This window comes from Methylobacterium sp. AC690 (assembly GCF_979256535.1).
The window spans coordinates 132,800-151,513 of record NZ_CEEDOX010000001.1 but is presented as its reverse complement, the minus strand read 5'-3'; the positions used below and the strand labels follow the sequence as shown (position 1 = coordinate 151,513).

15 protein-coding genes are annotated in these 18,714 nt (G+C 69.0%); 8 read left to right on the top strand and 7 right to left on the bottom strand.

The genetic code is table 11. The annotated features are described in order from the left end of the window. Positions 1-138: 138 nt before the first annotated feature. Positions 139-846: a DUF4142 domain-containing protein gene (locus AC0IY1_RS00745; RefSeq protein ID WP_471767047.1), complete on the top strand. Its 708-nt coding sequence runs from the start codon at positions 139-141 to the stop codon at positions 844-846. A gap of 133 nt (positions 847-979) precedes the next feature. On the opposite strand, the gene AC0IY1_RS00740 is transcribed toward AC0IY1_RS00745, so the two are convergent. From AC0IY1_RS00740 to AC0IY1_RS00730, 3 genes are read right to left on the bottom strand one after another with little or no spacing between them, the layout of a single operon-like run. Further along, the gene (locus tag AC0IY1_RS00740; protein ID WP_055948808.1) at positions 980-1,651 is read right to left on the bottom strand and encodes a carbonic anhydrase; all 672 of its coding nucleotides are present in this window, start codon (positions 1,649-1,651) and stop codon (positions 980-982) included. Positions 1,652-1,711: 60 nt separating this feature from the next. After that, positions 1,712-2,227: an NUDIX hydrolase gene (locus AC0IY1_RS00735; RefSeq protein WP_055948811.1), complete on the bottom strand. Its 516-nt coding sequence runs from the start codon at positions 2,225-2,227 to the stop codon at positions 1,712-1,714. Positions 2,228-2,249: 22 nt separating this feature from the next. Further along, positions 2,250-3,032 (bottom strand): DUF429 domain-containing protein, encoded by a 783-nt coding sequence (locus tag AC0IY1_RS00730; RefSeq protein WP_055947578.1) that lies wholly within the window; start codon positions 3,030-3,032, stop codon positions 2,250-2,252. A gap of 102 nt (positions 3,033-3,134) precedes the next feature. Between AC0IY1_RS00730 and AC0IY1_RS00725 the strand changes: the two genes are divergently transcribed. Then, complete coding sequence (locus tag AC0IY1_RS00725) at positions 3,135-3,533, top strand: DUF3775 domain-containing protein (protein WP_055947582.1); 399 nt, start codon at positions 3,135-3,137, stop codon at positions 3,531-3,533. Positions 3,534-3,652: 119 nt separating this feature from the next. Here AC0IY1_RS00725 and AC0IY1_RS00720 read toward each other — a convergent pair whose 3' ends face one another. Continuing rightward, positions 3,653-4,039 carry a hypothetical protein gene (locus AC0IY1_RS00720; RefSeq protein ID WP_471767046.1) on the bottom strand — a complete coding sequence of 129 codons (387 nt, stop codon included), beginning with the start codon at positions 4,037-4,039 and terminating at the stop codon, positions 3,653-3,655. A gap of 421 nt (positions 4,040-4,460) precedes the next feature. Here AC0IY1_RS00720 and AC0IY1_RS00715 point away from each other — a divergent pair, with 421 nt between their 5' ends. Further along, positions 4,461-5,120 carry a transglutaminase-like cysteine peptidase gene (locus AC0IY1_RS00715; protein ID WP_055947585.1) on the top strand — a complete coding sequence of 220 codons (660 nt, stop codon included), beginning with the start codon at positions 4,461-4,463 and terminating at the stop codon, positions 5,118-5,120. A gap of 95 nt (positions 5,121-5,215) precedes the next feature. Continuing rightward, positions 5,216-5,554, top strand: a complete 339-nt coding sequence (locus tag AC0IY1_RS00710; RefSeq protein WP_471767045.1) for a hypothetical protein — start codon at positions 5,216-5,218, stop codon at positions 5,552-5,554. Positions 5,555-5,606: 52 nt separating this feature from the next. On the opposite strand, the gene AC0IY1_RS00705 is transcribed toward AC0IY1_RS00710, so the two are convergent. From AC0IY1_RS00705 to AC0IY1_RS00695, 3 genes are all read right to left on the bottom strand, one after another. Continuing rightward, complete coding sequence (locus AC0IY1_RS00705; protein ID WP_471767044.1) at positions 5,607-6,740, bottom strand: ABC transporter permease; 1,134 nt, start codon at positions 6,738-6,740, stop codon at positions 5,607-5,609. A gap of 25 nt (positions 6,741-6,765) precedes the next feature. Beyond that, a complete protein-coding gene (locus AC0IY1_RS00700) occupies positions 6,766-7,206 on the bottom strand; it encodes a DUF4112 domain-containing protein (RefSeq protein WP_055947593.1) in 441 nt (146 codons plus the stop codon). 111 nt (positions 7,207-7,317) lie between these two features. Further along, positions 7,318-8,472 (bottom strand): aminotransferase, encoded by a 1,155-nt coding sequence (locus AC0IY1_RS00695; protein ID WP_471767043.1) that lies wholly within the window; start codon positions 8,470-8,472, stop codon positions 7,318-7,320. 731 nt (positions 8,473-9,203) lie between these two features. On the opposite strand from AC0IY1_RS00695, the gene AC0IY1_RS00690 reads away from it, so the two are divergent. Genes AC0IY1_RS00690 through AC0IY1_RS00675 form a run of 4 tightly spaced genes read left to right on the top strand, consistent with a single transcriptional unit; the run spans position 9,204 to position 18,688 of the window. After that, positions 9,204-10,700, top strand: coding sequence for an MdtA/MuxA family multidrug efflux RND transporter periplasmic adaptor subunit (locus tag AC0IY1_RS00690; RefSeq protein ID WP_471767042.1), 1,497 nt, complete (start codon positions 9,204-9,206; stop codon positions 10,698-10,700). 4 nt (positions 10,701-10,704) lie between these two features. Continuing rightward, positions 10,705-13,830 carry an MdtB/MuxB family multidrug efflux RND transporter permease subunit gene (locus AC0IY1_RS00685; protein ID WP_055947601.1) on the top strand — a complete coding sequence of 1,042 codons (3,126 nt, stop codon included), beginning with the start codon at positions 10,705-10,707 and terminating at the stop codon, positions 13,828-13,830. After that, positions 13,827-17,132 carry an efflux RND transporter permease subunit gene (locus AC0IY1_RS00680; protein ID WP_471767041.1) on the top strand — a complete coding sequence of 1,102 codons (3,306 nt, stop codon included), beginning with the start codon at positions 13,827-13,829 and terminating at the stop codon, positions 17,130-17,132. Before AC0IY1_RS00685 ends, AC0IY1_RS00680 begins: the two co-directional genes overlap by 4 nt. Continuing rightward, complete coding sequence (locus AC0IY1_RS00675; RefSeq protein WP_471767040.1) at positions 17,129-18,688, top strand: efflux transporter outer membrane subunit; 1,560 nt, start codon at positions 17,129-17,131, stop codon at positions 18,686-18,688. Before AC0IY1_RS00680 ends, AC0IY1_RS00675 begins: the two co-directional genes overlap by 4 nt. Positions 18,689-18,714 lie beyond the last annotated feature (26 nt).

The window sequence follows — 18,714 nt, the reverse complement described above, 5'->3', positions numbered from 1 at the left end:
AGAAAAGAACCCGTGTAAGTTGGGAACCCAATCGCAACCGCGTCGTTGGCCCACCAACCATGACAGGCTCGCCCTCCGTCAGGAATGAATAGCCTTTGGGCATTCAGGCTGCACTGTCGCGTTGGATTAGAGGAACACATGATCAAGAAGACTCTCGCTCTCACCGCCGTGATGACCGTTCTGTCCGCTCCTGCCATCGCGCAGAGCATGGGCGACTTCCGCATGGACGCCATGCAGGCCAACGCCTTCGAGATTCAGTCGAGCCAGATCGCGATCAACAAGAGCCGCAACCCGCAGGTGCTGCGCTTCGCGCGCGAGGCGATCCGTGACCACCGCGCCGCCAACGTGGCCCTGGCCGGTGGCGAGAACAACTACGCCGCGGTCCGCGGCAACGAGGGCCTCGGCGGCCTGATCACCGCCCCGCTCGCGGTGGCGGGTGGTGCGGTCGGTGCGGCCACGGGCGCTGCCGCCGGCGCGGTGGGCGGCACCCTGAGTGGCGGTCCCATCGGGGGCGTCGAGGGCATCGGTTCGGGCGCAGCTCGCGGTGCGGCGACCGGTAGCCAGGCCCTGCGCGGCGATGTCGACACCACCGCCGGTACCACGATCATCCAGCCGAACCCGCAGCAGCAGGCGATGCTGGCCGAGTTGTCCCAGACGCCGGCCGGCCCGCGCTTCGACCGTCTCTACGGTCGCATGCAGGTCCAGTCACACGAGATGACCATCGGCATGTTCCGCTCCTACGCCGCCTCCGGCCCGAACCCGGCCCTGCGCGCACATGCGGAGCAGGCCCTGCCGGTGCTGCAGTCCCATTACCAGATGGCTCAGAGCCTTCCGGGCGCTCGCTGAGCCGGGAAACGGATGCCGGGCCCGAGGGCCCGGCACACCAGCACAACGTAAGAGGACGTCGCGCCCCTGGGGCACGGCGTCCTTTTTCGATGAGGGGCCTTGTCCGCCGCGGGGATGCCGTCGGCCCCTGGACTCAGCTCTGGAAGCAGCCGATCGACGAGGTCGGGCCGAGCCTGCGGCCCTCGCCGTCGATGGCCGGGTTGAACGCGCCGGTCTCGGGGTCGCGCAGGAGCAACTCCCCGCGGGCAATGCCGAAATGGGCGCCGTGCAGGGCCAGCTGCCCGCTCTCCACCCGCTTGCGCACGAACGGGAAGGTCATCAGGTTCGTGAGGCTCTGGCCGACCATCGCGTATTCGAGGCGGGTCAGGTAGTCGGGGCCGTTCTGGGCACCGACCTTCTCGGCGGCGGGGCCCACGAGGGAGACCCACTTACCGATGAAGTCGCCTTGCGACAGCGGCTTCGACGAGTTGGCGTAGGCCTTGATGCCGCCGCAGGTGGCGTGACCCAGCACCACGATGTGCTTCACTTCCAGACCTTCCACAGCGAACTCGATCGCCGCCGAGGTGCCGTGATAATCGCCGCCGGTCTCGTGCGGGGGGACGATGTTCGCGACGTTGCGGATCACGAAGAGTTCACCTGGTCCGGTGTCGAAGATCACCTCCGGGGAGACGCGGCTGTCGCAGCAGCTGATCATCAGAACCTCGGGGCTCTGACCCTCGGCGAGCTTGGCGTAGCGCTTGGCCTCGTCGGTCAGGCGTCCGTCGATGAAGGAGCGATAGCCGGCCTTCAGCGTCTCTGGAAACATGGGTTGGTCCTCGCTCATGGGTTTCGTGGGAGGCTCGCCAACACGTGGCGTGCCGGAGGGCTACGGTTGCTCCCGCCAGTTTAGGACGACCGGCGCCGCCGGTATCGTCCCGGCAACGATGTCGCGGGCGACCTCGACCAACCCCCTCGGCTCGATGCGCTCGGACGTGGACGCGAGTTCGGCCAGCGTCCACCAGCGGGTGCCGAGGACCGGGTTGTCCTCGGTTTCCGCCAGACGGCTCGTATCCACGGTCGCGTCGGGCAGGCGGACGACGAAGTAGCGCTCGCGGGCATAGCGAGAGGTCCGGAACAGGTGGAAGGGGCCGTCGCACGACGCGACCTGTGGTCCGATCTCGGCATCCGGCACGCCGATTTCCTCGGACAGTTCGCGCCGGCAGGCCTCCACATGCGTCTCGCCGGCCTCGAGACCGCCCCCGGGCATGAACCAGAAGGTGCGGTCCTCCGGTCTCGCCGGATCGATCGGGCGCACGGACTCGTAGGCGATGAGCAGAAGGCGCTGATCGGGATCGAACACCAGCGCCCGGGCGATGTCGCGAACGGTCAGATCCTGCGTCATGTCCATGTCCCACCGTCCCGCTTCAGCTCCCCGATCTAGCAGGGATTTCTCCTGCGGCCAGGGGGTGGCTCGACGGATCGGCCGGCATCCAGATCACGACGGGAAGTCCCTCGGCGTCCCGGTCGGGTGGATCGGGCAGGGGGCGGGCGCGGCCCTCGGCGAGATCGCGGGCGACGACGAGGGCGGCCAGCGCATCGAGGTGGTCGTCCGCACCGATCCCGGACGGTCGTCCTGCGATCAGGCCTTCGGGCAGGCCGGCCCGTTCGAGCAGGGCGCGGCGTTCGGCAAGTCCCGCCTGGCGGCCCAAACCCTTCTTGCCCGCCGCCAGGGGCTGTCCGCCGTTGAGGCAGCGGAACACGATCTCGGGATGGACTTCGTGAAGGCGCGCCATGAGATCCGGTCGCGCCCGTAGCAGCCCGTCGACCGCCCGGACGGCGGGCAGGATGTTCCAGCACTGGATCGAGGGCGCGAAGGGCGGCGTGCTGTGTGCCCGTGACAACGCCTTCGCCTCTTCGTAAGTCCCGGCATAGACCGCTGCGCGGGCCGGCACCGGAAACACGCTCGCTCGTCCGGCGCCCAGGACAGCGCGCGCGGCCCGGTCGGCACTTCGTCCGCCGCCGGTCACGTGCGCCTCCAGGCCGATGGGACAGTCGATCCCCACGCGGATCGGTGCCTCGACGCCGTCGAGGAGGTCGGCCGGCCGGGTGACCCGCACGGCGCGGTAGCGAGCGGGGTCGTCGAGGTCCAGCAGGACCCCGGCCCAGGCCCCACGGCACCCGTCGAGGCCACCGATCCAACGCGTCATCGGCGCGGACCGGTTCGGATCGACGCGAACCGGATCCGGCTTGGCCCGTTGTCGCTGCTCAGGGCCGCCGCTGCCGGCGGCCGCCGAAACGGGAATGCGTTCATGGACATCGCCGTCGACAAGGTCACCGAAATCATCCTGCGCGTGCGCGCCGTCGATGTGAAGGAAGGGCCGACCGACCCCGATTCCGGCTCCAACCCCACCGATGACGGGGCCACCGACGTGCTCATCTCGGGCACGGACGACGCCACCGAGGAAGAATTGCGGTCGATGATCGGCGCCCTCAACGACGACGAGCGCGCCGACCTCCTGGCCCTTCTCTATATCGGGCGCGGCGACATGGAACCCGAGGAATGGTCCGAGGCGGTGCGCTTCGCCCGCGAGCGCGAGGCTGCCGGCGAGGGGGCTGCCCGCGAGATCCTCGGTATTCCCAATGCGGGCGACCTCCTCGACGAGGGCCTCGCCAACCTCGGGATTACGCCGGACCTGCCCCAGGCCTGAGGCCGAGAGGAACCCGGGGCACGGCCAGCGGCGCGCCCCGGGTCTGGCCAGCGGCGCTTCTTGGGGCTGGCCAGCAGCGCTTCTTGGGGTTGGCCAGCGGCGCTTGTCGGAACGCAGCGTCAGCGGCAGGGCAGGGCGAGGGCAGTGTCGGCAACGAAGCCGGCCGTGTCGCGCAGGCTCTGCGGCTGCGTCTGGTCCTCCGAGACCGCTTCGGCCTCCGCGTGCAGGCGGTCGTTGCAGGCACAGGTGGGGATCTGCCCCCTGGGCGGCGAGCAGATGTCGTGATGCATGCAGGCGAGGTCCAGGGCATCGATGGGCGGGCGCGGGCTGCGATTGCCCGGGCCACAGTAATTGCCATGGATCAGGAACGTCCCGCGCTCCGGGTTGACGTAGGGCGTCTCCTGCGCACGAGCGGTGGGGATCATCACGGCCGACAGGGCAAGGGCGAGCGCCATGCGTGCCGTCAGCGGCCGAGCGATCCGGAAGGGTCGATCTGCGTCAATCATCTAGGCCTCGTTTTCTCGGTCTGATTGCGCCCTCGCGGGTAAAAATGGGGCTGCCTCGCCCGGGGACAAGCGTCTCACCTCTAGCCGTGAGAGGCTTAGGACGGGCAAGACCTGTTCAGCCTCTGTCGCAATCCGATCGATGCAGGCTTGTTCGTTGTTTGGCAAAGCAACGCCTGGCCGCCACAACGTCCCTGGACAGCATTGACTCCGGCGATGCTTCTCGGCTGTCCGCGGACGGTGTCTGTCCCGCCGCCGCCGATCCCGGGCCTGTCGCGTCAGAACGTTGCGTCGGCCGGACGCGGTGACGAAGAACCGAAGCGCCGTCATCCACACCGTTAACCTTTTCTTAACCCGCCGATTGTGGTGCAACGTCTGCCGTGGGACATTCGTTAACAGAAGCTTAACGGGGCCAAGGGCGGTCATGCGGTACGGGTTTTCCCAGCGTTTCTCGGCTCTGAAGACCCGTCTCGCCACCTTCGGTGCCGCGACGCTGGCCCTGGGCCTCGTCGCCGTGTCGGGCGCCGAAGCGCAGACCCTGGCGGCCCTGCCCACGGTCCCGAGCGCCATCAGTGCCGGTGTCCAGACCCGCCCGATCGCCGCCTGGGTCGATTTCTGCGCCGCCTACGCGACGGAATGTGCGGTGAACACCGCCGAGCCAGCCCAGATCGCCCTGACGCCGACGATCTGGAACACCATCGTCTCGGTTAACCGCCGGGTGAACAAGTCCCTGGTCGCCGTCACCGACATGGACCACCTGCACGTCGCGGACCGCTGGGACCTCGCCGAGGACGGCGCGGGGGATTGCGAGGACTTCCAGCTCCTCAAGCGCAAGCTCCTGGCCGAGGCCGGGCTGCCGCGCCGGGCGATGCGGATGACCGTCGTGATCGACGAGAAGGGCGAAGGCCATGCCGTCCTGACCCTGATCACCGATCGCGGCGACCTCATCCTCGACAACAAGACCAGCACGATCCTGCCCTGGCGTCAGACCGGCTACACCTTCATCAAGCGCGAGAGCCAGGATGCCGTCGCCTGGGTGTCCCTCGGCCGGGCCGCCTCGCCCGTCACCACGGCCAACCGCTGACGCTGTCCCAATGCGGGATCGTGGACAACCCGATCCTTTAAGGCGCGGTTAAGCGTGGCGGCGCGAGGGTGATCCCGCTCCGGGATACCCCGTCCATGACGTTCCGCGATCTCCGCCGTACCGCTGCAGCGCCTGCTCTGCTGATGCTGCTCGCCGCCTCCGCGGCGGCGCAGGAGGCCCCGAGCGTGGCCGAGCGCCACGCCTCCTGGCGCGCCTGCCTCAACCGCAACTTCGCCCTCGAGGTCGCCCTTTCCAGCCGGGTCATCGCCGCCGACGCGGCCCTGCGCACCTGCCGGCCCAGCGAACACGCCTATCTCACCGCCCTCGCAGGCTCCCCCCTCGTCGATGGCGACGACGTTGCCCGGGTCCGGCCGGCCCTTCTCCTGCGTGCCAGGGGCTGGCTGCTCGACGGCGGCCGCCAGCGCCCCCTCTGAGGGACTGATCGGACGACAGCCCGAGGCTCCGCGCTGCCGCAAAGACCGGCTCTCAGGCGAAGGATTTGCGCGGGTCGAAGGCGTCGCGCACGGCCTCGCCGGCGAAGACCAGCAGGCTCAGCATCACCGCCACCACGAAGAAGCCGGTCAGTCCGAGCCAGGGCGCCTGGATGTTGTCCTTGCCCTGGGCCAGCAACTCGCCCAGCGAGGCCGAGCCGGGGGGCAGGCCGAAGCCGAGGAAGTCGAGGGAGGTCAGCGTCCCGATCGATCCGTTGAGGATGAAGGGCAGGAAGGTCAGCGTCGCCACCATCGCGTTGGGCAGGAGGTGGCGGCTCATGATGCGGATGTTCGAGAGGCCCAGCGCCCGGGCGGCCCGCACGTACTCGAAGTTGCGGGCCCGCAGGAACTCCGCCCGCACGACCCCGACGAGAGACACCCATGAGAACAGCAGCAGGATGCCCAGCAGTACGAAGAAGCCCGGCTCGATGAAGGCCGAGATGATGATGATGAGATAGAGGGTCGGGATGCCGCTCCAGACCTCGATGAAGCGCTGCAGGGCAAGGTCGACCCAGCCGCCGAAATAGCCCTGTACCGCTCCGGCGATCACGCCGATCACCGAGGAGATCAGGGCGAGGATCAGCCCGAACAGCACCGAGATGCGGAAGCCGTAGATGATGCGCGCCAGCACGTCGCGCGTGGTGTTGTCGGTTCCGAGCCAGTGCTTCTCCAGCTCGGCGCAGGGCTTACCCACGGTTTGGCACTGGGCCTCGGTGAGCATCCAAGTCGGGGGCGAGGGGGAGGGGGTCGGCAGCCCGTCGATGATCGTGTCGTAGGAATAGGGGATCGGGGGCCAGATCGCCCAGCCGTTATCGGCGATCTCCTTGCGGGTCTCCGCCGAGCGATAGTTGGGTCGGGCGTAGAAGCCGCCAAACTTCTCGTCCGGATAGTCGATGATCACCGGGAACAGGATCTCGCCCTTGTACGAGACGACCAGCGGCCGATCGTTGGCGATGAACTCGGCGAACAGGCTCGTGACGAACAGGCCCGTGAAGATCAGGAACGACCAGTATCCGAGGCGATTGCGCCGGAAATTGGCGAGCCGCCGCCGGTTCAACGGCGACAGGCCGCGACTCGGCGCGGGCAGGGCGACCGCCTGGGCGGTGTCGGGACGCGCGACCTCGTTCATCGGGCGTCCCCCCGTGCGCCGGATCTCAGCCGTCGATGTGCGTCGCCGTGCCCTCGATCTCGTTCGGGCGCAAGCCGCCATGCCGCTCCAGGTGACGCCGCAGCAGGCGCACGTTGCGGCGGTTGGCCTTGAACGCCGCATCGAACAGGTCGCCCGCCAGGGGAACGGCGCCGAGCGCCCCGTCGGCCGCGATGTTCAGGGCCATCCGGGCGATGAGCCAGCGCGGCGCCCCGAGCCGGCGCGCCTCCACCACGATGTAGGAGGCCAGCAGCATGCCGGCGACGTCGCCCACGACCGGGACGAGGCCCACCAGGGCGTCGAGGCCCACCCGCCGGTTGATGCCGGGGATCACGAAGGCCGAGTCCATGAGATGCGCGAACGCCTCCAGGCGCAGCAGCGTCGCCTCGCGGTCGTCCGCCTTGGGCCGGAAGCGGGTCGTGGCACCGGCGGTCCGGGTGAAGTCCATGGTCGGGCTCCGGGGCAAGTCCAGCCTGTGAGAAGGGTGCTGCGTGGTCATGCGTCGGGATGTGGCCCCGGTCGCGCGCGCCCGCAAGCGTCGCCCTTGCGAACCGGCCCATCAGGCCGCCTGCCGCGCGACGGCGGTGAGCCGGTCGAGCGCCCGGTCGAGGACGTCGTCGGCCTTGGCGAAACACAGCCGCACGAGGTGGCGCACGGAGGCATCGGGATAGAAGGCGCTGATCGGAATCGCGGCCACGCCGTGCCGGCGCACGAGGTCGTCGCAGAACGCGACGTCGTCGTCGCAGCCGAGGGGCGCAAGGTCGACGTTCAGGAAGTAGGTGCCGTGGGAGGGCAGCACCCGGAAGCCTCGCTCGGTGAGGCCTGCCGACAGGCGGTCACGGGAGGCGGCGAAGCGTGCGCGCATCCCGGTGAAGTAAGCGTCGTCCTTGGCGAGCCCGTAGGCCACCGCCTCCTGCAGGGCAGGCGGCGTCGTGAAGGTGAGGAACTGGTGGGCGTTCGCGACCACCCGCATCAGGGGGGGCGCCGCCATCACGAAACCGACCTTCCAGCCGGTCAGGCCGAAGATCTTGCCGGCCGAGCCGATCTTCACGGTCCGATCGCGCATGCCCGGCAGCGCCATCAGCGGGCTATGCCGTGCGCCGTCGAAGACGATATGCTCCCAGACCTCGTCGCAGACCGCCACCACATCGTGCCGCGTGCAGAAGGCGGCGAGCAGCGCCAGGTCCTCGCGTCCGAAGATCGTGGCGCTGGGATTGAGCGGATTGTTCAGGATGACGAGCTTCGTCCGATCCGAGAAAGCCTCCGCGAGGGCGTCCGCGTCGAGGCGGAACTGCGGGGGCCGGAGCGCCACGATGCGCGCGACGCCGCCGGCGCGGCGCACCAGCGGCAGGTAGGCGTCGTAGAGGGGGGCGAACAGCACGACCTCGTCACCCGGTGCGATCAGGGCGAAAAGGGCGGCGGCGATGGCCTCGGTGGCCCCCGACGTCACCATCACCTCCGCCGTCGGGTCGAGATCCAGCCCCTGATGATGCGCGTAATGCGCCGCGATCGCCCGGCGCAAGTCAGGCAAGCCCATCATCGGCGGGTATTGGTTGTCGCCGTGCAGCACGGCCTCGGCGGCCTTGCGCCGGACATCCTCCGGTCCCGGATCGTCCGGGAAGCCCTGACCCAGGTTGATCGCGCCGAGTTCGCGGGCGAGGCCCGACATCACCGTGAAAATGGTCGTCGGCAGGTCGGCGAGCACGGGATTCATGGAGTGCGGGGGTTCGGGGAGCAAGGAACGGAGCGTCGAGCCGTGGCGTAGCACGCCCCTTCGTCCCGGTGAAATGTGCGTCCTCGCACGCCGCCCGAAGCCTCGCCAAGCCGCCGGCCTGACGATTGTTGACTTTCATCAGCCATCACGTAACTCTCGACTCACGGCTGGAGCGGTGATTGCCAGCGCGGGACTTCGCCCCCTCGTTCCGTACACGTGTCGTCGCCGCTCCGGTCCTTCCCAAGAAGAGGTCGTCGCTTCCCCCAGCGGCGGCCTTTTCTGTTTACCGGTTGCTGATCGTCGGAGGACCGGCCGCGTTCAGCGGAGCGTCTCGACACGGATTTGCAAGCGCGGGCGCAGCAGCAATACGGTGGAAACGCGAAGGCCGCACTGGAGTCGCATTGGTTCCCTAGAGCGTCTCTCATGCCGTGCCGCGACCGCCTTGAAGACCTGGGACCGGCCGGGGTCGAGCTTCGATGGGATGAAATCGGTGATCGGCCGAGACCTGCCGATGCGAGGCGCAGGGTGCGACGTCGCTCGATCCTGTCCCGGGGCGCCCACGGACCTTATTTCATCGGCAGCGCCTGCCGATCCGGGCGAGCGCCAACCGGGCATGCGCGAACCGGGCCCGCGGCACGGGATTGCGGTGCGCCGGAGGCCGTTGGTCTCGTGGGGGCTTGCCGGTTCTTCCGCTCGCAACGCCGTCCGCAACACGCCATGATCGTCAGGCCATGAACGAAACTTCACCCATCCGCACCGAGACAGCGCGCGAATACCCCGGGACGGTCCGTGGCGACGCGCGGCCGGGCGACGTGCTGCCGCGCGAGACGCGCGCCGCGCCACCGGCCCGTCGCAGCCGGGCGGGGCTCTGGTTCATCCTGCTGCTGATCCTGGCAGGGGCCGGATACGCCGGATACCGTTTCTACCTCGCGCCCAAATCCGAGACCCAGGTCGCCGCCACCTCCGGCCGGGGCAAGGGAGGGGGCGGGCGCGGCGGCCATGGCGAGCCGGCCCAGGCGGTGGGCATCGCCACGATCGCGCCCGGCGACGTGCCGATCGTCCTCGCGGGCCTCGGCACCGTGACTCCGCTCGCCACCGTGACGGTGCGCTCGCAGATCAGCGGCTATCTGACCGAGATCGGGTTCCGCGAGGGCCAGACCGTAAAGAAGGGCGACTTCCTCGCCCAGATCGATTCGCGCCCCTACGAGGCCCAGCTCGCTCAGTACCAGGGCCAGCTGATGCGCGATCAGGCGCTTCTGCAGAACTCGAAGCTGGATCTCGCCCGCTTCCAGCGGCTCAGCCAGCAAGACTCGATCTCGAAGCAGAACGTCGACACCCAAGGCGCCCTCGTGAAGCAGAACGAGGGTACGGTGGCGGCCGACCAGGCCCTCGTCGACCAGCAGAAGCTCAACATCACCTACACCCGCATCATCTCGCCTGTGGAGGGCCGCGTCGGCCTGCGCCAGATCGATCAGGGCAACTACGTCACCGCGGCCTCGACCAGCATCGTGGTGGTGACCCAACTGCACCCGATCTCGGTGGTCTTCACCCTGCCGGAGGACGACGTCGCGCGGGTGATGCGCCGGGTGCGCTCCGGCGCCAAGCTCGCGGTCACGGCCTACGACCGGGGCGACACCAACGTCATCGCCACCGGCGTGCTCGATACGGTGGACAACCAGATCGACACCACCACCGGCACCGTGAAGCTGCGCGCGATCTTCGAGAACCAGGACGACGCGCTCTTTCCCAACCAGTTCGTCAACGCCAAGCTCACCGTCGATACCGTGCGCGACGCACCCATCGTCCCGACCGCGGCCATCCTGCGGGGGACCCCGGGCACCTACGTCTATCTCCTCCAGGGCGACGACAAGGTCGTGGTCCGGCCGGTCAAGCTCGGCGAGGCGGACGGCGTGCGGACGGTGGTGACCGAAGGGCTGAACGTCGGCGACCGCGTGGTCGTGGACGGCACCGACCGGCTCCGCGACGGTGCCCCGGTGCGCATCACCGAGGAAGGCGGCAAGCCCCGGAACGCCTCGCCGCGGGACCATGCGGCCGACGCCCAGGGCAAGGCGGCGCGGAGTCCGGGCGCTCCGGCAGAAGCTCAGAGCACGCCGGCCGCCGCGCCGGTGACCGAGGGTGCCAAGCCCGACGCCGCCAAGGCCGATGCCGTCGCTCCCGAGGGCCAGAAGCGCGAGCGCCGGCGGCAGCGTCCGGCCGAGGCGCAATGACCCGATGAATCCGTCCCGCCTCTTCATCCTGCGGCCGGTCGCCACCACGCTGTTCATGCTGGCGATCCTCCTGGTCGGCATGGTGTCGTACCTGAACCTGCCGGTCTCGGCCCTGCCGTCGGTGGACTACCCGACGATCCAGATCCAGACCTTCTATCCGGGGGCCAGCCCCGAGGTGATGACCTCGGCGGTGACGGCGCCCCTGGAGCGGCAGTTCGGGCAACTCGCCAACCTGAACCAGATGACCTCGCAGAGTTCGGCGGGGGCCTCCGTCATCACCCTGCAGTTCAGCCTGGACCTTCCCCTCGACATCGCCGAGCAGCAGGTGCAGGCGGCGATCAACGCGGCCGGAAACCTCCTGCCGTCCGACCTGCCGGCGCCGCCGATCTACGCCAAGGTCAACCCGGCCGATGCGCCGATCCTGACCCTGGCGCTGACTTCGAAGACCCTGCCCCTGACCGAAGTGCGCGATCTCGCCGAGACGCGCCTGGCCCAGAAGATCTCCCAGGTGGCCGGCGTCGGCCTCGTCAGCACCGGTGGCGGACAGCGCCCGGCCGTGCGCATCCGCTTTAATGCCCGCGCCCTGGCGGCCTACGGGCTCAACATCGACGACCTGCGCACCACGGTCACCAACCTCAACGTCAATACGCCCAAGGGCACCATCGACGGCCCGACCCAGTCCTACGCGATCAACGCCAACGACCAGATCCGCGACCCCAAGGCCTATGACGACGCGATCATCGCCTACAAGAACGGCGCGCCGGTCCGGCTGTCCGACGTGGCCGACGTGGTCAACGGCCCCGAGAACACCAAGCTCGGCGCCTGGATGGACGAGACGCCCGCCGTCATCCTGAACATCCAGCGCCAGCCCGGCGCCAACGTCATCGCCACCGTCGACAAGATCAAGGCGCTGCTGCCCCAGCTCCAGGCGACCCTGCCAGCCGCCATCGGCGTCACCGTGCTCACCGACCGCACCACCACGATCCGCGCCTCGGTGCACGACGTGCAGGTCGAGCTGGCGCTGGCCATCGGCCTCGTGGTGCTAGTGATCTTCCTGTTCCTCCGCAGCGTCTCCGCGACCCTGATCCCGAGCCTGTCGGTACCCCTCTCCCTGATCGGCTCCCTGGCGATCATGGACCTCTACGGCTTTTCCCTCGACAACCTGTCGCTGATGGCGCTGACCATCGCGACCGGCTTCGTGGTCGACGACGCCATCGTGGTGATCGAGAACATCGCCCGCCACGTGGAGGAGGGCGACTCGCCCCTGGAAGCGGCGCTCAAGGGCAGCCGCGAGATCGGCTTCACCATCATCTCGCTCACCGTCTCGCTGATCGCGGTGCTGATTCCGCTCCTCTTCATGGGCGACGTGGTCGGGCGCCTGTTCCACGAATTCGCGATCACCCTGGCGGCCACCATCATCATCTCGGCGGTGGTCTCGCTCACCCTCGTGCCGATGCTGTGCGCGCGCCTGCTGAAAGCCCACGTGCCTGGCAAGGCCGAGCGCCGCGAAGGCGTCATCGCCCGCACCGCGCGCCGGGGCATGGACGGCATCATCGCGGGTTACGGCCGCATGCTGCGGGTGGTGCTGCGTCACCAGACGCTGACCCTCATCGTCACCCTCGGCACGATCGCGCTCACCGCCTACCTGTTCGTGGTGATCCCCAAGGGGTTCTTCCCCGTTCAGGATACGGGCGTCATCCAGGGCGTGACCCAGGCGGACCAGACCGTCTCCTACGCCGCCATGGCCGAGCGCCAGCAGAAGCTCGCCGCCATCGTGCTGAAGGACCCGGACGTCCAGAGCCTGTCCTCCTTCATCGGGGTCGACGGCCAGAACGTCACGCTGAATTCCGGCCGCTTCCTCATCAACCTGAAGCCGCAGGAGCAGCGCACCGCCCGCGCACCCGAGATCATCGAACGGCTGAAGGCGGCCACCACCGAGGTCGCGGGCATCCGCCTCTACCTGCAATCGGTGCAGGACCTGACCATCGACACGGCGGTGGGCGCGACCCAGTACCAGGTCATCCTCGAGAACCCGAACCTCACCGAGTTCGAGACCTGGGTGCCGCGCTTCGTGCGGGCGCTGCAGGCCTCGCCGCTGCTCATGGACGTGGCGAGCGACCTGCAGGCGAGCGGGCTGGCCGCCTACATCACGATCGACCGGCCCACCGCCGGGCGCTACGGCATCACGCCGGCCACGGTCGACAACGCTCTCTACGATGCCTTCGGCCAGCGCATCATCTCGACGATCTTCACCCAGTCGAACCAGTACCGGGTCATCCTCGAGGCCGATCCCGACCTGCACAAGACCATCGAGAGCCTGGACCACATCTACCTGCCATCCTCGACGGTCGCCTCCGGCCAGGTTCCGCTCTCCGCCGTGGCCCAGGTCAGCGAGCGGCGGGCGCCGCTGCTGATCAGCCATCTCGGGCAGTTCCCCGCCACCACCGTGTCGTTCAACCTCGCCCCCGGCGCGGCCCTGGGCGACGCCGTCACGGCGGTGGAGGCGGCGCGTCAGTCCATCGACCTCCCGCCGAGCTTCCGCGTGGTGCCGCAGGGGTCGGTCTTCGCCTTCCAGTCGGCGCTCTCGAACCAACTCTTCCTGGTGCTGGCCGCCATCGTCACCGTCTACATCGTCCTCGGCGTCCTCTACGAGAGCTTCATCCACCCGATCACCATCCTGTCGACCCTGCCCTCTGCCGGCATCGGGGCGCTGATCGGGCTGATGCTGTTCGGGCTCTCCCTCGACATCATCGCGATCATCGGCATCGTGCTTCTCATCGGCATCGTGAAGAAGAACGCCATCATGATGATCGACTTCGCGCTCCAGGCCGAGCGCGAGGAGGGGATGAGCCCCCGCGATGCGATCTACGAAGCCTGCATCCTGCGCTTCCGGCCGATCCTGATGACGACGCTGGCGGCGCTGTTCGCCGCCGTGCCCCTCATCGTCGGCACCGGCGTCGGCTCCGAACTGCGCCAGCCCCTGGGCATCGTCATCGCGGGCGGCCTCATCGTCAGCCAGGTGCTGACCCTGTTCACCACCCCGGTGATCTACCTCGCCTTCGACCGCCTGGAGCGCCGCCTCTCCGGCCGCCGCGCCGGCGGGGCCGACAGCGTCGAGGCGCTGCCGTGAACGTCTCCGAGCCGTTCATCCGGCGGCCCGTCGCCACCACGCTCCTGACCATCGGCGTGCTGCTCGCCGGCATCTTCGCTTTCATGAAGCTGCCGGTGGCGCCGCTGCCGCAGGTGGATTTCCCCGTCATTCTGGTCCAGGCGCAGATGGCGGGCGCCTCGCCGGAGACCATGGCCACCACGGTGGCGGCACCCCTGGAGCGCCGCCTCGGCTCCATCGCCGACGTCACCGAGATGACCTCGACGAGTTCGCTCGGCTCGGTACGCCTCGTGCTGATGTTCGGGCTCAACCGCGACATCGACGGCGCAGCCCGCGATGTCCAGGCAGCAATCAACGCCGCGCGGGCCGACCTGCCCACGGCGCTCCGCTCGAACCCGACCTACCGGAAGTTCAACCCGGCCGATGCTCCGATCCTCATCCTGGGCCTGACCTCCGACACCCTGACGCCGGGACAACTGTACGATTCCGCCGCCACGGTGGTGCAGCAGAAGATGTCCCAGCTCCCCGGGGTCGGAAACGTCGATATCGGCGGCTCGTCGCTTCCCGCCGTGCGGGTGGAACTCGATCCGACGGCCCTGTTCAACTACGGCATCGGCCTCGAGGGCATCCGCGCAGCCCTGGCCTCGGCCAACGCCAATTCGCCCAAGGGCGCGATCGAGACCGACACCCGCCACTACCAGCTCTACGCCAACGACCAGGGCCGGGTGGCCGCCGATTATCGCGACCTCGTGGTGGCCTATCGCAACGGTGCCGCCGTGCGCCTCACGGATGTCGGCAAGATCGAGGATTCCGTCGAGGACCGGCGCAATCTCGGCCTCGTCAACGGCAAGCCGGGCGTGATCCTGTTCATCTACAAGCAGCCCGGCTCCAACGTCGTCGAGACGATCAAGGGCCTGAAGGCCGCGATCCCGCAGGTCAAGGCGGCGCTGCCCGGCGACATCGACCTCACCGTCACGGGCGACCGCAGCGCCACCATCCGCGCGTCCTTGGCCGAGACCGAGGAGACGCTGGTCATCGCGGTCGCCCTGGTCATCTTCGTGGTGTTCCTGTTCCTGCGCTCGGGCCGTGCCACCCTGATCCCGGCCGTCGCCGTGCCGATCTCCATCGTCGGCACCTTCTCGGCGATGTACCTGCTCGATTACAGCCTCGACATCCTGTCCCTGATGGCGCTGATCATCGCCACCGGCTTCGTGGTCGACGACGCCATCGTGGTCTTGGAGAACATTCAGCGCCACATCGAGCAGGGCAAGCCGCGGGTCGAGGCGGCGCTTCTCGGCTCGCGCGAGGTCGGCTTTACCGTCATCTCCATGAGCCTCTCCCTGGTGGCGGTGTTCCTGCCGATCCTGCTGATGGGCGGCATCGTCGGCCGCCTGTTCCAGGAGTTCGCCGTCACTCTCTCGCTCGCGATCCTGATCTCCCTGGTGCTGTCCCTCACCACCACGCCGATGATGTGCGCCCTCCTGCTCCGGCGCGAGGCGTCGCACGGGACGGCGCGGCCGAACTGGCTGGTGCGGGGCCTGGAGGCCGGGTTCGACGGCATGCTCGCGGGCTACGAGCGCACCCTCCGAATCGCCATGCGGCACCGGCGGCTCGTCGTCCTGACCCTGTTGGCGACGGTGGGGCTCAACGTCTACCTCTACATCATCGTCCCGAAGGGCTTCTTCCCCGAGCAGGATACGGGGCAGATGATGGGCGGCATCCAGGCCGACCAGCGCATCTCGTTCCAATCGATGAAGCAGAAGCTGGAACAGGCCACCGCCATCGTGCAGGCCGATCCGGCCGTGGACAGCGTCGTCGGCTTCACCGGCGGGCGCGGCACGAATTCGGCCAACGTCTTCGTCGGCCTCAAGCCCCGGGGCGAGCGCGAATCGATCACCGCCGTGATGGCGCGCCTGCGCCCGAAGCTGTCCCGCGTCGCCGGCGCCCGGCTCTACCTCTTCCCGCGCCAGGACCTGCGCATGGGCGGGCGCCAGAGTTTCGCCCAGTACCAGTACACCCTGCAGGGCGATACTGCGGAGGAGCTGTATCAGGCCGCGCCGAAGCTGGTTCAGGCCCTGCAGAAGAACCCGATCTTCGCCGACGTCACCTCCGACCAGCAGGAGGGCGGCCTGGAGAGTCGCCTCGTGATCGACCGGGCCAGCGCCTTCCGCTACGGCCTCACCCCGGACAAGATCGACAACACGCTCTACGACGCCTTCGGCCAGCGCCAGGTCTCGACCATCTACAACCCGCTAAACCAGTACCACGTCGTGATGGAGATCGCCCCGCGCTACCTCCAGAGCCCCGACACCCTGAAGATGCTCTACGTCTCGACCTCGGGCGGCAAGGCACGGGGCTCGGCCACCACCAACGCGGTGGCGGGCACCGTGGCGGGCGCCCCGGCCGCTGCCGCGAACGGCGCCGTGGGCGCAACGGCAACCGCCGACGCCAGCGCCGCCTCCATCGCCACCGATTCGGCCCGCAACGCGGCCGCCAACGCCATCGCGGGCGGCAAGGGCGGCGCCTCGTCCAGCGCGCCGGTGTCGAGCTCCAAGGAGACGATGATTCCGCTCTCGGCCTTCGCCCGGCTGGAGACCGGTAATGCGCCGGTTCAGGTGAGCCATCAGGGCCTGTTCGTCGCCACCACGATCTCGTTCAACCTCGTGCCGGGCAAGAGCCTGTCGGACGCCACCGCCGCCATCGACGCGGCGATCACCGACCTGCGCCTGCCCGCCACGATCCACGGCGAATTCGCCGGCTCGGCGAAGAGCTTCCAGGAATCGTCCTCGCGCCAGCCGCTGCTGATCCTGGCCGCCCTCGTCGCCGTCTACACGATCCTCGGAATCCTCTACGAGAGCTTCGTCCACCCCGTGACGATCCTGTCGACGCTGCCCTCGGCCGGCATCGGCGCCCTCCTGGCGCTCCTCGTCTCGGGGACCGAGTTCACCGTCATCGCGCTGATCGCGGTGTTCCTGCTCATCGGCATCGTGAAGAAGAACGCGATCATGATGATCGACTTCGCGCTCGATGCCGAACGCACCCGGGGGGCCTCGCCACAAGACGCGATCTTCGAGGCCTGCCTCTTGCGCTTCCGCCCGATCATGATGACAACGCTGGCCGCGATGCTCGGTGCCTTGCCCCTCATCCTCGCCGGCGGAGAGGGCTCCGAGCTGCGGCGGCCCCTCGGCATCGCCATCGTCGGCGGCCTGATCGTGAGCCAGATCCTGACCCTCTACACCACCCCTGTCGTCTACCTGTACCTCGACCGGCTGCGCCGCCGCGGCGCGCCGGCGGCCGGCGTAGCGCTGAGCCCTGCCGAATGAGCGACTTCCATCGGCCAATAGGGCCCGCTCGCGATTCCCGCTCTCCCGCACAGGGCGGTGCGCGCGCGGGCGCCCTCCGCGCCACCGCCATCCTCCTGGCCACCACCGTCTCGGGCTGCATGGTCGGGCCGGACTATGCGCGTCCCTCGGTGGAGACGCCCCTGGCGTTCAAGGAGGGGGGCACCCGCGAGGACAGCGCCGCCTACGTGGCGAGCCGCAAGGGCTGGCGTCCGGCCGCGCCCAATGACGGGGCCGAGCGCGGCGACTGGTGGCGGGTGTTCCGCGATCCCACCCTCGACCGGCTGATCCGCCTCGTGGATGTCGACAACCAGAGCCTGCGGGCCCAGGTGGCCGCCTACGAGCAGGCGCGCGCCTTCGTCGCCCAGGCCCGTGCCGCCCTGTTCCCCACGGTCACGGGCGCCCCCAATGTCTCGCGGTCCCGCTCTCTCGGGATCGAGCGCACCAACGTCTCGCTCCAGGGTCAGGCAAGCTGGGAGCTCGACCTGTTCGGCCGCATCCGCCGCAACATCGAGAGCGAGGTCGCCACGGCCCAGGCCAGCGCCGCCGAACTCGCCCTGGTGCGCCTGACGCTCCAATCCGAGGTCGCGATCAACTACCTGACTCTGCGCTACCAGGATTCGCTCCAGCGCGTGCTCAACGAGAACATCGAGGGCTACAAGAAGAGCCTCGCGATCACCGAGAACCAGTACAATGCCGGCGTCGCCGCGCGCTCGGACGTGATCACGGCCCAGACGCAGCTCCAGACCACACAGGCCCAGGCGATCGCCATCGGCCTGCAGCGCGCCACCTTCGAGCACGCCATCGCGCTCCTCGTGGGCCGCCCGCCCTCCGAATTGAGCCTGCCGGTGGCGCCGCTCGCCGCGCGGCCGCCCGCAGTGCCGGTCGGCATTCCTTCGACGCTCCTCGAGCGACGTCCCGACGTCGCGCAGGCCGAACGCACCGTCCAGGCCCAGAGCGAGCAGATCGGCGTCGCCGTGGCGGCGTTCTACCCCACGGTGACGCTCTCGGCCTCCGGGGGCATCTCGGGCAGCCCGGCCAACGGCCTGTTCTCCGCCGTCAATCAGGTCTGGTCGGTGGCAGCCGCCGGCATGGAGGTGTTCTATGACGGGGGTGCCCGCGCGGCGGCCCTGCGCATCACCCGCGCGGCCTATGATGCCAGCGTGGCCAGTTACCGCCAGACCGTGCTCACCGCCTTCTCGGAGGTCGAGAACGGCCTTGCGGGCGTGCGCATCCTGGCCCGGCAGCAGGTGGCCCAGGACGAGGCCGTCGCCTCGGCCCGCCGCGCCGTGGAGATCACCCTGAACGAGTATCGGGCCGGAACGCAGAACTTCACCACCGTGGTCACGGCGCAGGCGCTCGCCCTGAACAACGAGGTCGTCGCCCTGCAGATTCGCCTCAACCGGTTCACCACGGCCGTCTCGCTCATCCGTGCGCTGGGCGGCGGCTGGGACGTCCGCAGCCTGCCGAGCGGCGACGAGCTGAAGAACGCGCGCCTGCCGGTGGATTCCGGCCAGGCGGTCCGCACCGACGAATAGGGGCCTGCCCCGCGTCCCGGTCGGGT

Excerpts from the sequence above, each read along its gene's own strand:
- AC0IY1_RS00745 (WP_471767047.1), top strand. The coding sequence starts at position 139 with ATGATCAAGAAGACTCTCGCTCTCACCGCCGTGATGACCGTTCTGTCC.
- AC0IY1_RS00740 (WP_055948808.1), bottom strand. The coding sequence starts at position 1,651 with ATGTTTCCAGAGACGCTGAAGGCCGGCTATCGCTCCTTCATCGACGGA.
- AC0IY1_RS00735 (WP_055948811.1), bottom strand. The coding sequence starts at position 2,227 with ATGACGCAGGATCTGACCGTTCGCGACATCGCCCGGGCGCTGGTGTTC.
- AC0IY1_RS00730 (WP_055947578.1), bottom strand. The coding sequence starts at position 3,032 with ATGACGCGTTGGATCGGTGGCCTCGACGGGTGCCGTGGGGCCTGGGCC.
- AC0IY1_RS00725 (WP_055947582.1), top strand. The coding sequence starts at position 3,135 with ATGGACATCGCCGTCGACAAGGTCACCGAAATCATCCTGCGCGTGCGC.
- AC0IY1_RS00720 (WP_471767046.1), bottom strand. The coding sequence starts at position 4,039 with ATGATTGACGCAGATCGACCCTTCCGGATCGCTCGGCCGCTGACGGCA.
- AC0IY1_RS00715 (WP_055947585.1), top strand. The coding sequence starts at position 4,461 with ATGCGGTACGGGTTTTCCCAGCGTTTCTCGGCTCTGAAGACCCGTCTC.
- AC0IY1_RS00710 (WP_471767045.1), top strand. The coding sequence starts at position 5,216 with ATGACGTTCCGCGATCTCCGCCGTACCGCTGCAGCGCCTGCTCTGCTG.
- AC0IY1_RS00705 (WP_471767044.1), bottom strand. The coding sequence starts at position 6,740 with ATGAACGAGGTCGCGCGTCCCGACACCGCCCAGGCGGTCGCCCTGCCC.
- AC0IY1_RS00700 (WP_055947593.1), bottom strand. The coding sequence starts at position 7,206 with ATGGACTTCACCCGGACCGCCGGTGCCACGACCCGCTTCCGGCCCAAG.
- AC0IY1_RS00695 (WP_471767043.1), bottom strand. The coding sequence starts at position 8,472 with ATGAATCCCGTGCTCGCCGACCTGCCGACGACCATTTTCACGGTGATG.
- AC0IY1_RS00690 (WP_471767042.1), top strand. The coding sequence starts at position 9,204 with ATGAACGAAACTTCACCCATCCGCACCGAGACAGCGCGCGAATACCCC.
- AC0IY1_RS00685 (WP_055947601.1), top strand. The coding sequence starts at position 10,705 with ATGAATCCGTCCCGCCTCTTCATCCTGCGGCCGGTCGCCACCACGCTG.
- AC0IY1_RS00675 (WP_471767040.1), top strand. The coding sequence starts at position 17,129 with ATGAGCGACTTCCATCGGCCAATAGGGCCCGCTCGCGATTCCCGCTCT.